The organism is Nocardiopsis sp. FR4 (assembly GCF_009830945.1).
Taxonomy (GTDB): domain Bacteria; phylum Actinomycetota; class Actinomycetes; order Streptosporangiales; family Streptosporangiaceae; genus Nocardiopsis.
Genome location: NZ_VWVV01000019.1, coordinates 119,227 through 131,806 on the forward strand (window position 1 = coordinate 119,227; position 12,580 = coordinate 131,806).

Here is a 12,580-nt window from a genome sequence, read left to right on the forward strand (position 1 = left end):
AGTTTCTAGCACCGGGTTACATGGGTGTCAACGCTAGGTTTCGGCAAAACTGTGATCCACACCCCAGATCGTTACCCTTCGGGGGCACCCCTGAGGGCCCTGCTTCCCCGTCCGGCGCGCCTTTCCCACACTTTTCCGCAACTCTTCGAACTGGTGTCACTACTTTGAGTTGAGGATCTCGGAGTGGCGACGACTGCTCCCGTGCCCTTGCCGTTCACTTCGGAAAGCGTTTACCATGCCCTCTGTGAACCACACCACTCCACGCAGGTACGCGATCGTCGGCACCGGCTCCCGCGCCCGGATGTACACCCGGGCGCTGACCGGGACCCACCGGGACCGGGGACGGCTGGTCGCCCTCTGCGACACCAACACCACCCGCATGGCCGTGCACAACCGGATCGTCACCGACGCCGGACTCGACCCCGTGCCGACCTACTCCCCCGACGACTTCACGCGCATGCTCAAGGAGCAGGGGGTCGACGAGGTCATCGTCTGCACCGTCGACCGCACCCACGCCGACTACATCGTGGCCGCCCTGGACGCCGGATGCGACGCCATCACCGAAAAGCCCATGACCGCCGATCTGGACGGCCTGCGGCGCATCAACGAGGCCCAGGCGCGCACCGGCCGCCGGGTGACCGTCGGCTTCAACTACCGCTACAACCCCGTCCACCGCCAGCTGCGCGACCTCATCACCTCCGGAGCCATCGGCGAGGTCGGCTCGGTGCACTTCGAGTGGCTGCTGGACCTGCGCCACGGCGCCGACTACTTCCGCCGCTGGCACCGCGACAAGGCCCAGTCCGGCGGCTTGCTCGTCCACAAGGCCAGCCACCACTTCGACCTCGTCAACTGGTGGATCGGCGCACGCCCCACCGACGTCTACGCCTCGGGCCGCCTGTTCTTCTACGGCGAGGACAACGGCCGCCGCCACGGCCTGGCCGCCGACTACGAGCGCGCGCACCGCGACTCCGCCGCCGAGAACGACCCCTTCGCCCTGCACATGGACGACAGCGAGGACCTGCGCGCCCTGTACCTGGAGGCCGAGCACGAGGACGGCTACCGCCGCGACCTCAACGTCTTCGGCCCCGGCATCACCATCGAGGACGACATGTCGGTGCTGGTCGGCTACGACACCGGCGCCCGCCTGACCTACCACCTGGTCGCCTACGCCCCCTGGGAGGGCTACCGCATCTCCATCACCGGCAGCAGGGGCCGCCTGGAACTGGACATGACCGAGTTCGAGTACACCTCGCCCCACCAGGACGAGGCCACACCCGTACGCGGCATGCCCGCCCCCAAGGAGCACACCACCGCCCGCCTGTGGCTGCGCCGCCACTGGCAGCCGCCCGAGGAGATCCCGGTCGCGGTGGGCGAGGGCACCCACGGCGGCGGCGACCAGCTCATGCTCGACTCCCTCTTCGGCGGCACCGACGACGGCATCCGCCCCGACCACGCCGACGGCGGCAACGCCCTGCTCACCGGACTGGCCGCCAACGCCTCCATCGCCTCGGGCACCCCAATCCGCGTCGCCGACCTGCTCGGAGACAGCTGATGAGCGCGCCCGTGCCCGTCCTGCTGGCCGGAGTCCACGGACACGGCCGCACCCACCTGCGCTCCCTGCGCGCCATGGCCGACACCGGCCTGGTCCGCCTGGTGGGCCTGTGCGACCAGCGTCCCGTCCCCGAGGGCGACGACCTGGAGGGACACGGACCGCTGCCCTGGCACTCCGACCTGGGTGAGGCCATCGACCGCACGGGCGCGCGGGTCACCATCCTGTCCACCCCCATCCACACCCACCTGCCCCTGTCCCGCACCGCCCTGGAACACGGCTCCCACGTGCTCCTGGAAAAGCCCACCACCGCCACCCTGGCCGAGTTCGAGGAACTCACCGCGGCCGTGGACGCCTCCGGACTGGCCTGCCAGGTCGGCTTCCAGAGCCTGGGCTCGGCCGCCGTGGCGGCCGTGCGCGCGCTCATCGACGACGGAGCCGTGGGGCGCGTGCGCGGTATCGGCGGCGCGGGCACCTGGGTGCGCACCTCCGCCTACTACGACCGCGCCCCCTGGGCCGGGCGGCGCCGCCTGCAGGGACGCGACGTGGTCGACGGGGCGCTGACCAACCCCTTCGCCCACGCCCTGGCCACCGCCCTGGCGGTGGCCGGCGCCCAGGAGGAGGCGCCCGCCGGGGTGGAGCTGGAGATGTTCCACGCCCACCCCATCGAGGCCGACGACACCTCCTGCGTGCGCGTGCGCACCCGGGACGGGCTTCCCATCACCCTGGCGGTGACCCTGTGCGCCCCCGAACACCTGCCGCCGCGCCTGGTGGTGCACGGCGAGCGCGGACGCATCGAGTTCGAGTACACCCTGGACCGCGTCACCCTGCACCGCCCCGGGCACGCCCCGGCCACCACCACCCACCCGCGCACCCCGCTGCTGGCCAACCTCCTCGCCCACGTGAACGAGGGCGAGCCCCTGCTGGTGCCGCCCCGGGCCACCCGCGCGTTCATGCACGTCCTCGAACGGGTGCGCACCGCCCCCGACCCGGTGTCCCTGCCCGCGCACATGCAGCGCCGGCACACCACCGACGAAGGCGTGCGCCGAATCATCCCCGGCATCGACACCCTGATCCACCGCAGCGCCGAACACCTGGCGCTGTTCTCCGAACTCGACCCCGCCTGGGCCGCCGCCCGGTCGGCGGGGCCGACCGACGCGAAGGCCACACCGTGACCACCCTGGCCCTGGACGGCCGCGACCTCGCCGTCCTGCACGACGGAACCGACATCGAACCCACCCTGTCCCCGCGCCCCTACCTGCACCCGGTGCGCACCCTGGCCGGAACCGCGGTCACCGAGCTGCGGCCCGCCGACCACCTGCACCACCTCGGGGTGAGCGTGGCCGTGCCCGACGTCTCCGGAACCAGCTTCTGGGGCGGGCGCACCTTCACCCGCGACCGGGGGTCGGTGCTGCTGGACAACCACGGCCGGCAGAACCACGTGTCCTGGCTGGAGCAGAGCCCGCACCGGCGCGTGCAGGCGCTGTCGTGGACCGACCCCGGCGGCGTCGAGCTGCTCGCCGAGGAACGCACCCTGCACGCCCTCGGCCTGGACGAGCACACCTGGGTGCTGGACGTGCGCGTACGCCTGCGCAACACCGCCCGCCGCGACCTGAGCATCGGCAGCCCCGCCACCAACGGACGCCCCGGCGCCGGCTACGGCGGCCTGTTCTGGCGCGCCCCCGTCGCCGAGGCCCCGCCCCGCGTCCTGGGCGCCGACGGCCTGGAGGGCGAGAAGGCCCTGCACGGCTCCCGCGCCCCCTGGCTGGCCCTGTCCGGCACCGACCGGGCGGGCGCGCGGTGGACCCTGCTCCTCCTCCAGCCCGGGGAGCACACCGACCCGTGGTTCCTGCGCGCCGAGGAGTACCCCGGGGTGGGACCCGCCCTGGCCTGGGACGAACGCCTGCCCGTGCCCGAGGGCGCCCTCCTGGAGCGCCGCCTGCGCGTGGCGGTGCGCGACGGCCACCCCGACGCCGCGGCCCTGGAGGAACTGGCCGCGACCGCGCGGTCGCTGGACTGAACACCCGCCTCAGGGGGTGCCGGGGCAGCACGAAGCCGGGCGGCCTGGGGACCCCCGCTATCCACGCTAGGGCGCCACGCCACCCGCCCACCAGGCCCCGCCCACACCTGTGGACAACCGCCCCGGCCCCCGGGGCACGACAAGGAAGACAACACCCATGCGCGTTCTCGTCACCGGCGGCTCCGGGCGGCTCGGCCGCAGCGTCGTGTCCGTCCTGGTCGACCGAGGCCACCAGGTCACCTCCGCGGACACCGCCCCGGCCCAGCTGCCCGCGGGCGTGGAGACCGTCACCGCCGACCTGCTCGACCCCGCCGCCCTGGAGGAGGCCTTCGCCCGCGCCCGCCCCGAGGCGGTCGTCCACCTGGCCGGGATCGCCGTGCCCTTCGCCCGCCCCGACGTGGAGACCCTCCAGGTCAACACCGGCCTGGCCTGGGCCGTGCTCTCCGCCGCCGTCGCCCACGGCGCCCACTCGGCCGTGGCCGCCTCCAGCCCCACCGTCTACGGGTACAACACCCCCTCCTGGGCGCCCCGCTACCTGCCCCTGGACGAGGACCACCCGGTCGCGCCCTGGCACGCCTACGGGCTGAGCAAGTCGATCATCGAGGACACCGTCCGGGCCCTGGCCCGCACCAGCCCCACCTGCGTGCTGACCTGCGTGCGCCCCGGGTACGTGGTCGCCCCCGAGGAGTGGGAGGGCGCCCCCACCCAGCAGGGGCACACCATGGCCGAACGGCTGGCCGACCCCGCGCTGGCCGCCGTGTCCCTGTTCAACTACGTCGACGCCCGCGACGCCGCCGAACTGTTCGCCCTGGTGATCGAGAACCCCGCCCGGCTGCGCGGCGGCCAGATCCTCAACGCCATGGCCCCCGACCCCCTCGCCCCCGGCCCGGTGGACACCCTGCTGCCCCGCTACCACCCCACCACCGCCGGGGCCGCCGCGGCCCTGGCCGACGGACGCGCGGTCTTCTCCTCCGAGGCGGCCCGCACCGCCCTGGGATGGATCCCCACCCGCACCTGGCGCGAACAGTTGCGCGCCACCACCGACCAGCCCTGAGACCAGTGGGGCTGGAGAGGCAAATGAGGCGTCCTGACGGCCGTGAGCGGGCCGGGAGCTCCGCTAGGGTAGGAAAGAGTTTTCCCATGGGCCGAGGCAGGAGAGGGAGCGGCGTGGAGTCCGGTTATGTGACGCTGGAACAGGTCGCCGAACACGCGGGAGTGTCCCTGGCGACGGCCTCCCGGGTGATCAACGGCAGCACCCGGCAGGTGAGCCAGCGTCTGCGCGACAAGGTCACCGCCAGCGCCCGCGAGCTCGGCTACCTCGCCAACGCCTCGGCCCAGACCCTGGCCCGCAACAGCAGCTCCCTGGTCGGCCTGCTGGTCCACGACATCTCCGATCCCTACTTCTCCTCCATCGCCGCCGGGGTGACCCGCCACACCGAGGAACAGGGCCTGGTCCTGGTCCTGGGCACCACCAGCCGCTCCCCCCAGACCGAGAGCCGCATCCTGGCCACCCTGCGCGCCCACCGGGCCCGCGCGGTGGTCCTGGTGGGCTCGCGCTCCACCGACGAGGAGAGCAACCGGCGCCTGGCCGAGGAGATCCGCCTCTTCCGTCGCCAGGGCGGCCGGGTGGCGTGCGTGTCCCAGGAGGGCCTGCCCGCCGACACCGTCACCCCCGACAACCACACCGGCGCCTCCGACCTGGCCCGCCGCCTCATCGCCCAGGGGCACCGCGAGTTCGCCATCCTGGCCGGGCCCACCGACCTGCAGACCGCCCGCGAACGCCTGGACGGCTTCCACTCCGCTCTCTCGGGAGCGGGGCTCGCCCTGGCCCACCACAACGTCGTGCACGGCGCCTTCACCCGCGACGGCGGTTACGAGTCCACCCGCCGCCTCATGGCGGTGGGCACCGACGCCACCTGCCTGTTCGCGGTCAACGACGTCATGGCCACGGGGGCGATGGCGGCCCTGCGCGACCTGGGCCTGCGGGTGCCCGCCGACCTGTCGGTGGCCGGGTTCGACGACATCCCCACCCTGCGCGACCTCACCCCCGCGCTGACCACCGTGCGCCTGCCCCTGGAGGAGATGGGCGAGCGGGCCGCCGCCCTGGCCCTGGACGGCGAACCCGCCGACCAGCCCCGCGTGGTCACCGTCCGCGGCGAGGTCGTCGAACGCGAGAGCACCGCCCCGCCCACACGCTGACCCGCGCGAACACCGACCCGCCGCCCCCGCGGCGGACCCGCCTTGACCTTGACACGGTGACAAGCACTTCACTACGTGCCAAGGAGGTGGTCCCGATGACCAAGACGCCGCAGGACACCGCGCGAACGCTCCAGGCCCTGGAGGACGGCCGTGCGTCCGTGCGCGTGCGGGCGGCCCTGGCGCTCGGCACGACGCCGGACCCGCGCTTCGTCGACACCCTCGTCGAGCGGTGCGCGACCGAGCCCGAGTTCTTCGTCCGCGACATGTTGACCTGGGCGCTCACCCGGCACCCGGCGTCCGTGACGCTCCCCGCGCTGCTCCGCGAAGTCCGCTCCGAACGAGCGCAGGCGCGCAGCCAGGCGCTGCACACACTGTCCAAGATCGGCGACCGGCGGGCGTGGCCGGCGATCACACGGGCGCTCCTGACCGACCCCGACGACGAGGTGGCCCGAAGCGCCTGGCGGGCCGCGGTCGTGCTCGTACCGCAAGGCCAGGAGCCCGAACTGGCCGCCGTGCTGGCCGCACAGCTCGGGCGCGGCGAACGGGAGACCCAGCTGAGCCTCAGCCGGGCGCTGGTCGCACTGGGCGAGGCCATCGTGCCGACCCTGCGCGCCGCGACGAAGGCCCCCGACCCGCGCGTGCGCGCGCACGCCCTCGCCACCGAACGGCTGCTGAGCGATCCGGAGACCGGATTCGAGTTCGCGATCGAGGAGGCCAAGCGCGTCGTGGCCCTGGGCGGGTCCGGGCGGGAGGGACACTAGGACGTGTTGATCGGTGAGGTGGCGCGGCGGTCCGGAGTCAGCGCCCGCATGCTCAGGCACTACGAGTCGCTCGGCCTGATCAGGCCGTCGAGCCGTACGGGCTCCGGCTACCGGGAGTACTCCGGCGAGGACATCCGGAGGATCTTCCATATCGAGAGCCTGCGGTCGCTGGGGCTGTCGCTGCGCGAGATCGGGCGCGCGCTCGACGACCCCGGCTTCACGCCCTCGGGGCTCGTCGACGACCTCATCCGCCAGACACGCGCCCGCATCGCGGCCGAAACCGAGCTGCTCACCCGGCTGCGCCGGATCGACGCGGCCGGACCCGCCGACTGGGAGGACGTCCTGCAGACCATCGCGTTCCTCCAGGCGCTGGGGTCCACGAGCGCGACCGCGCGCCAGCGCGCGGCCCTGTCCCCGGTCGAGGGGGCTCCGGTGGAGGCCCTGGTCGAGGCGGTTCTGAGCGAGACGGAGCCGAACGTCGCCGGGGCCCTTCAATGGGCGCTGGCGCGCTCGGGCGACGGCGGCACGGCACTGTTGGCCCGGGGCCTCGCCTCACCGGTGGCCGCGGTGCGCGCACGCGCCGCCCGGGCCCTCGTCGAGATGCCCGGCGCCGAGGCCACCGCCCGGCTGCGGGAGGCCCTCGCCAACCCCGACACCGTGGTCCGCGAGTACGCGGCCCTGGCGCTCGGAGCACGCGGAGTGGCCGACGCGATCCCGGCACTCGTCGACATGGTCGCGGAGGGAAGCAAGGACACCGACGCGGCCGACGCGCTGGGCATGCTGGCGGGCGACACCGCGACGGCGGACCAGATCGCCGCCAGGATCATCGACCGCCTCGCCCACGACGGCACGCGGGCTTCCGCGCGCGTATGGCTGACCCAGGCGCTGGCGGACATCCCGGGGCCCGTGGCATCACGCGCCCTCACGGAGCTGTCCCGGGACGGGGACCGCGCCGTCGCACTGACCGCGGCGTACCTTCTCCGGCGCAGGGGCTGAGAACCGGAGGGAGCCGCTGACCGGGGACCGGGACGCGACACCGGTCCGCACGGACCTCACCGACCGCCCCGTCCCCTATCCCGCACCAGGATCCGTGTCGGCGCACCGGTGTTCTGCGGCGAAGAGGTCGCCCTCATCCGCCGCGACCGCGCCGCCTCGACCCACCACACCCCGCAGGGCGGCAACGTCGAACCCGGTGAGGACCTGTTCGCCGCGCTCCCACGCGAGCTCGGGGAGGAGTTGGACCCGGGCCCGCACCGCCTCCACGCAAACCGCACCTGCTCTACCGGCTGCACGTCACCCCCTCCGTTCGCGGTGCGCTGGCGACGGAGGAGTACGACGAGCAACCCGACGGCGGTCATGAGGTAGGCGCCATCGCGCGGGTGCACCACCGCGCAACCGCCGACCTACCGCTCTTCCCCCCGATCAACCCCAGCTCGACAGAGAAGGGGCCGCTCCGCGAACGCCTGGATCAGAACGGCCGGTGGCGGTAAGCCGAGCCTCGACGGCCCTCCACCGCCACGGGTCGTTCGGTCGCTGCCCAAGCCCCGACCTCGCGGGTCATCGCCAGCGCCGCAAGACCCCGCCGCCCGAGCACCCGTGCCCCGGTGAAACGGGGGTGCGGGCCGCGATCTTCGACGGGACCGTGCAGGTGGCCTCGATCCGGATCTGGCTCCGGGACCTGACCCGTTCAAAACAGTGCCTAGCGCTCGGTGCCGGGCTTCCCCGGCTCTGGCTCGGGGGCAGACTCGGGAGCCGGGTCCAGGGGGTCGTACTCGCGGCTGCCGACACCGGGGTCGCCCTTGGATCCGTACACGAGGGGTCTCCTTCTCCGGCGCGCCCAACGGCACGAACATCGCGATGTTGCCACCGTTTTGGTAGAGCCCGGTCATGCCCCCGAAGAAATAAACATGTGTCCCACCCAACCACACCGTAGAAGTTTTCACCGGTCCGCTGTGAGGGCCTCCGGAGTGGCAGGGGCGAACCTCGTTTGCGGCCGGTGACACGTTCGTTGACGGCACCCGATGTCCGCGCCGGAAGCACCGGTCCGAGGGGCCCCGGGCCGTCTAAGCGGCTGCGTAGGTGATGATGGCATCAGCCAGAGTGTGCTTCAGGCCAGCGATCTTTCCCTCTCGGGGGTTTCCCCACACGAAACCAGCGGGGAGTCCTCCGTCCGGCGCGCCGAACCGCGAGTGAGCACCCAACAGCCTTCCCGGTGCACCACGGAGTACCGCTTACCGTAGGCCCCCTGGTCGAAAGTCGGAGGCCGCCCCCCTCTGCCCCCTTGAGCCGGTGGTGCTCACGCTGGCCGCGGGGCTGAGCGATCGTCGCTTTGATCCCTCTCCCGCGCAGATGGTCCCGGTTGGCGCGGCTGGAGTAGGCCCGCACGCTGGTGCGATACCGGCGAGGAGTTCTTCGCCGTTGCTGGCGTCGATCCGCAGCCGGTCGGCGATCCTTTGCCAGGTGCCGTCGGTGCACCAGCCGCGGTGGCGTCCGGCGGCGCTCTCCCAGGGCCCGTAGCGTTCGGGCAGATCACGCCAGGGATACCGGTGCGGGTGCGGAACGGGATCGCGTTGATGACCTTGCGGTGGTCGGCCCAATCCGCTTCTGTGACTCTAGACAACCAGGTAGTCACTGTCGGCGCTCAGAGCGGTCAGGCGCCGAAACCCGGCGCGCCGCTCCCGTCGGAAGGCGCGCGGGTGGCAGCCGCCCAACACAGCCGTCGACCGGAACGTCCCGCGCGCGTCCACGGTGCCCGGCGCGGTCAACACTCCCCCTCCACCATGGGGTGCCCGTGTTCGAGGTAGGCGGTGGCACCCCGCTCACGAGCGGCCAAAGCCGCTCTGACGCGGCGGGCCACGTGGGCGGACAGCAGCTCGCCGAGGCGGTCGGGGGCGACCCAGGCCCACCCCGACAGCTCGTCCGGGGGAAGCCTAAGCTCTGCGTTCTCGGGCAGACGGACGACGAACAACCACTGGAGGGCAGCGGTGCCCCCGGCGCGGGGCGGCACCCAGTCAACCGCGGCCAGATGCTCGATGACGGCCTGGACGCCGAGTTCCTCGGCCAGCTCCCGGCGGCACGCCGCCAGCGGGGACTCGTCCTGTTCGATGATGCCTCCGGGGAGGCCCCACGGTTGGTCGGGTCTGTAGACGCGCTCCACCAGCAGCACCTCCCCCGCCGGGGAGCGGATGAGCGCGCCCGCCGCCCCCCGGACGCCGGGCGGACGTACACGGAACTGCTGCTCGTCTCCGGTGTCGGTGCGTCCCATCCGTTCGAGCCTAGGGCACCGCCCCGGCCGGTGACGTTCAGCCCACACGGTGACGCCCCTCCCGGACACCGTCGCGGTCGACTGGGTGCCGCCCCGCGGCGGACGCACCGCCGCCCTGCAGTGGCTGTTCACCGCCAGCCTTCCCGAGAACGCCGAACCGCGGCTGCCTCCGGACGAACTGTCGGACTGGGCCTGGGTCGTTCCCGACCGCCTCGGCGAGCTGCTGCCCGCCCATGTGGGGGGCGGACCAAGTACGCCGGAAAGCGGCAATGGGCTGATCAACAGCCCTGATTGCATCCGCCTTGGAGGGTCCTGCTCCTGTTCGGTTGCGATTCGGTGAAGCGCCGGGAATACCCCGGTCCTCTGTCGCTACCGTGTCGGCGACCCCCGCCCCTGTCCTGGAAGAGGGCCCCGCCGATGACCTCGATCGAGCGCACGGCCTACCCGCGGTTCAAGAAGCTGACCTCAGCGCGGACGCTGCACCTGTCCTTCACCTGCCCGCCGACCAGCCCATTGCCGCTTTCCGGCGTACTTGGTCCACACCCCACAAGGCCGCCGCCCTGGAAGCGCTCGTCACCGACCGGTGAGGTTCGGTCACGTTTGCGTCTGGTGCCACGTTCGTTAACGACACCCGTCGTTTTCGTGTTCTAATGTTCCTCAACCCCCGTTAGAGAACGTGCCACCAGCCGCAAATAGTGGTGACATCCCTGGTCAGGATCCCACTTGCAAAGCTCGGGAGTGTCAACAAACGACCATGTGCATGGGCTAGCAACACACGTGAGAAAACTTCATGATCAATGGTGGCGTAGGTAACGCCGTGGATGGTTCGGCCCGGACTGTGATGGCATGCTTCAGACTCGCTGTCATGCCCAGCCCCTTTTCCGACCGAGTGCAATAAGTACTGCAGTTGGATAGGGATTGATGCATAACCCTCCATACTTTGAGGCCCGAGTCTATTGGAAGTTGAAATAATATGTGGAGAGTTCTCTTTTACGCGACCCCCGTGAGCTTGGTCCTAGCACTGCTCTTCATCGCCATTGCAACTCTCGCTGTTGCTTGGACATCTTTCCATTCAAGAGGTGGAGTGTCCCGCCTGGCGCGCGCCACTCTGGTAATTGCATCAGTGGGTTATATAGCTATTTTGGCGTTGCCCATTGGGGAAGGTGGGGGTTACGAGGGAAGTCGTAGCATCCAGTGGGATCCACTGTCTTTCCTGAAAGATATCCCATTGGAACTCGAAGCGGTCAAATCTCCGGAGGGGAGTTATCTCTCCGATGGTCGAAGTGTGGTGCACAGTTACGAGGAACTCTCCCAGGCCGAGCGAGAAAAATGGAGCAACTGGGAGGAATACGACTACTTCGCATACGGGCCTGCAGAGAACCTGACCGTCACTTACCCAGACGGTAACACCGTCCCTCCGGACGAGGAACAAGCTGTCATTGACCAGATGGAAGGCATGGTCCCTGACGAGGAGCAGAAGATGGAAGCGGCCATGGAGCGCATCGAATTGATTTTGGCAGAGAAAGCCGTGAACGCTCTCCTATTCGTTCCAATGGCCGTCGTTGCTTTCCATGCATTCTCAACCTGGGCTCCTCGCATCCTGTTTGGACCTACCCTGTCAGTTGTCATTGAAGCAGCCCAGTGGGCCATGGGGGCCGGGCGTAGCACCGAGACAGGCGACGTTCTATTGAACACTGTCGGTTCCCTTGGCGGAACCCTGCTTGCAGCAGGTTCATGTGCGATCGTGACTCTGGCGGCACGACGTACAAAGCGAGCGTTCCATGCCGAAGCCTGAGTACCTGGTCAGTTAGATCGCATAGTGTAAGAAGTTCCCCCTTAATAACGCGGAGCCCTAACGCCTTCGGCTTTGCCGTGGCTCAGAGCTCATCTCAAAAGCCATCAGCATGCTTCGCGAGATGTTTGTAGCAGATGAGGATGCAGGCGATGCCGAGCATGGACAGGAAGGTGGAGGCCTTGCGTTCCCAGCGCACATTCAGTCTGCGGTAGGAGCCCAGCCAGGCGATGGAGCGCTCGACCTTGTACCGGTGCCTGCCCAGACGCTGGGAGGACTCGATGCCAGGACGGGCCAGACGCACCCTGATGCCACGTTCGCGCAGCCAGCGGCGCTGATCTCGGGAGTGGTAGGTACTGTCGCCGTGGAGCTTGGTTGGACGCCGCCGCCGGGGACCTCGACGCGACCGCACCGCCGGGATGCCCCGGGCCAGGGGCTTGAGTGCCTCGATGTCATTGACGTTGGCCGCGGAGATCGCACAGGTCAGCGGCAGACCCTGGTTGTCGCACAGCAGGTGGAGCTTGGAACCGCCTTTGCCCCTATCGGTGGGGTTTGGCCCCGTGTTCTCCCCCTCTCTTAGCACGGATCGACTGGGAGTCGACGGTGGCGCGGGACCAGTCCAGCAGGGCGCGTCTGCCCAGCTCATCCAGGACGGTGCGGTGGATCGTGGGCAACAGGCCCGTCTCGGTCCAGGTCTGAAACCAGCGGTGGGCGGTGGCGCGGGTGAGGCCGAACAGGCCGTCGGCCTTCTCCCAGGAGCAGCCGGAGGCCTGGACGATCTTCCAGAGCGCATCGGGCAACGCATCACTCACAGCACGTGATCATGCCAGGCACAGGGACATCTCGCAGGGCTTTTGAGATGAGCTCTAACGAGTTGGTGCGTGATAGCGGGTGAGGCAAGGGATGAACGGCTGTGGCATGATCCCGCCGTGACGATCAAGGGCAACCGTGCGGTCCTGGCCCATCCACGGCTCACCGGCATCTCCCGACACCA

14 protein-coding genes are annotated in these 12,580 nt (G+C 70.4%); 10 read left to right on the plus strand and 4 right to left on the minus strand.

Translation table 11 applies throughout. The annotated features are described in order from the left end of the window. The first annotated feature begins 244 nt into the window (after positions 1–244). The 8 genes from FYW95_RS18625 to FYW95_RS28335 all read left to right on the plus strand — a co-directional run bounded on the left by FYW95_RS18625 (position 245) and on the right by FYW95_RS28335 (position 7,894). Positions 245–1,552, plus strand: coding sequence for a Gfo/Idh/MocA family oxidoreductase (locus tag FYW95_RS18625; RefSeq protein WP_159944489.1), 1,308 nt, complete (start codon positions 245–247; stop codon positions 1,550–1,552). Then, positions 1,552–2,724 carry a Gfo/Idh/MocA family protein gene (locus tag FYW95_RS18630; protein WP_159944490.1) on the plus strand — a complete coding sequence of 391 codons (1,173 nt, stop codon included), beginning with the start codon at positions 1,552–1,554 and terminating at the stop codon, positions 2,722–2,724. Before FYW95_RS18625 ends, FYW95_RS18630 begins: the two co-directional genes overlap by 1 nt. Further along, positions 2,721–3,569 carry a DUF6807 domain-containing protein gene (locus tag FYW95_RS18635; RefSeq protein ID WP_159944491.1) on the plus strand — a complete coding sequence of 283 codons (849 nt, stop codon included), beginning with the start codon at positions 2,721–2,723 and terminating at the stop codon, positions 3,567–3,569. The genes FYW95_RS18630 and FYW95_RS18635 overlap by 4 nt, the downstream gene beginning before the upstream one ends. Before the next feature lie 157 nt (positions 3,570–3,726). Beyond that, positions 3,727–4,623: an NAD-dependent epimerase/dehydratase family protein gene (locus FYW95_RS18640; RefSeq protein WP_159944492.1), complete on the plus strand. Its 897-nt coding sequence runs from the start codon at positions 3,727–3,729 to the stop codon at positions 4,621–4,623. 113 nt (positions 4,624–4,736) lie between these two features. Beyond that, on the plus strand, positions 4,737–5,768 hold the full coding sequence (locus tag FYW95_RS18645; protein ID WP_159944493.1) for a LacI family DNA-binding transcriptional regulator: 1,032 nt from the start codon (positions 4,737–4,739) through the stop codon (positions 5,766–5,768). Positions 5,769–5,863: 95 nt separating this feature from the next. Further along, positions 5,864–6,529: a HEAT repeat domain-containing protein gene (locus FYW95_RS18650; RefSeq protein ID WP_159944494.1), complete on the plus strand. Its 666-nt coding sequence runs from the start codon at positions 5,864–5,866 to the stop codon at positions 6,527–6,529. A gap of 3 nt (positions 6,530–6,532) precedes the next feature. Further along, the gene (locus tag FYW95_RS18655; RefSeq protein WP_159944495.1) at positions 6,533–7,525 is read left to right on the plus strand and encodes a MerR family transcriptional regulator; all 993 of its coding nucleotides are present in this window, start codon (positions 6,533–6,535) and stop codon (positions 7,523–7,525) included. A 108-nt stretch (positions 7,526–7,633) separates the two neighbouring features. Continuing rightward, positions 7,634–7,894 (plus strand): NUDIX hydrolase, encoded by a 261-nt coding sequence (locus tag FYW95_RS28335; RefSeq protein WP_236567982.1) that lies wholly within the window; start codon positions 7,634–7,636, stop codon positions 7,892–7,894. Between the two features lie 866 nt (positions 7,895–8,760). On the opposite strand, the gene FYW95_RS28960 is transcribed toward FYW95_RS28335, so the two are convergent. Further along, a complete protein-coding gene (locus FYW95_RS28960; RefSeq protein WP_159944496.1) occupies positions 8,761–9,126 on the minus strand; it encodes a transposase in 366 nt (121 codons plus the stop codon). Between the two features lie 164 nt (positions 9,127–9,290). Beyond that, positions 9,291–9,794, minus strand: a complete 504-nt coding sequence (locus FYW95_RS18670) for an NUDIX domain-containing protein (protein ID WP_159944497.1) — start codon at positions 9,792–9,794, stop codon at positions 9,291–9,293. 49 nt (positions 9,795–9,843) lie between these two features. Here FYW95_RS18670 and FYW95_RS27780 point away from each other — a divergent pair, with 49 nt between their 5' ends. Then, positions 9,844–10,134: an NUDIX hydrolase gene (locus tag FYW95_RS27780; protein WP_201294924.1), complete on the plus strand. Its 291-nt coding sequence runs from the start codon at positions 9,844–9,846 to the stop codon at positions 10,132–10,134. 888 nt (positions 10,135–11,022) lie between these two features. Beyond that, entirely contained in the window at positions 11,023–11,589 is a 567-nt protein-coding gene (locus tag FYW95_RS18680) for a VanZ family protein (RefSeq protein ID WP_159944498.1), read from the plus strand. Positions 11,590–11,683: 94 nt separating this feature from the next. On the opposite strand, the gene FYW95_RS18685 is transcribed toward FYW95_RS18680, so the two are convergent. Together FYW95_RS18685 and FYW95_RS18690 are read right to left on the minus strand one after the other, a co-directional pair. Continuing rightward, the gene (locus tag FYW95_RS18685; protein WP_236567983.1) at positions 11,684–12,169 is read right to left on the minus strand and encodes an IS5 family transposase; all 486 of its coding nucleotides are present in this window, start codon (positions 12,167–12,169) and stop codon (positions 11,684–11,686) included. Then, positions 12,126–12,398: a hypothetical protein gene (locus FYW95_RS18690; RefSeq protein ID WP_160050598.1), complete on the minus strand. Its 273-nt coding sequence runs from the start codon at positions 12,396–12,398 to the stop codon at positions 12,126–12,128. The genes FYW95_RS18685 and FYW95_RS18690 overlap by 44 nt, the downstream gene beginning before the upstream one ends. Between the last annotated feature and the right edge of the window lie 182 nt (positions 12,399–12,580).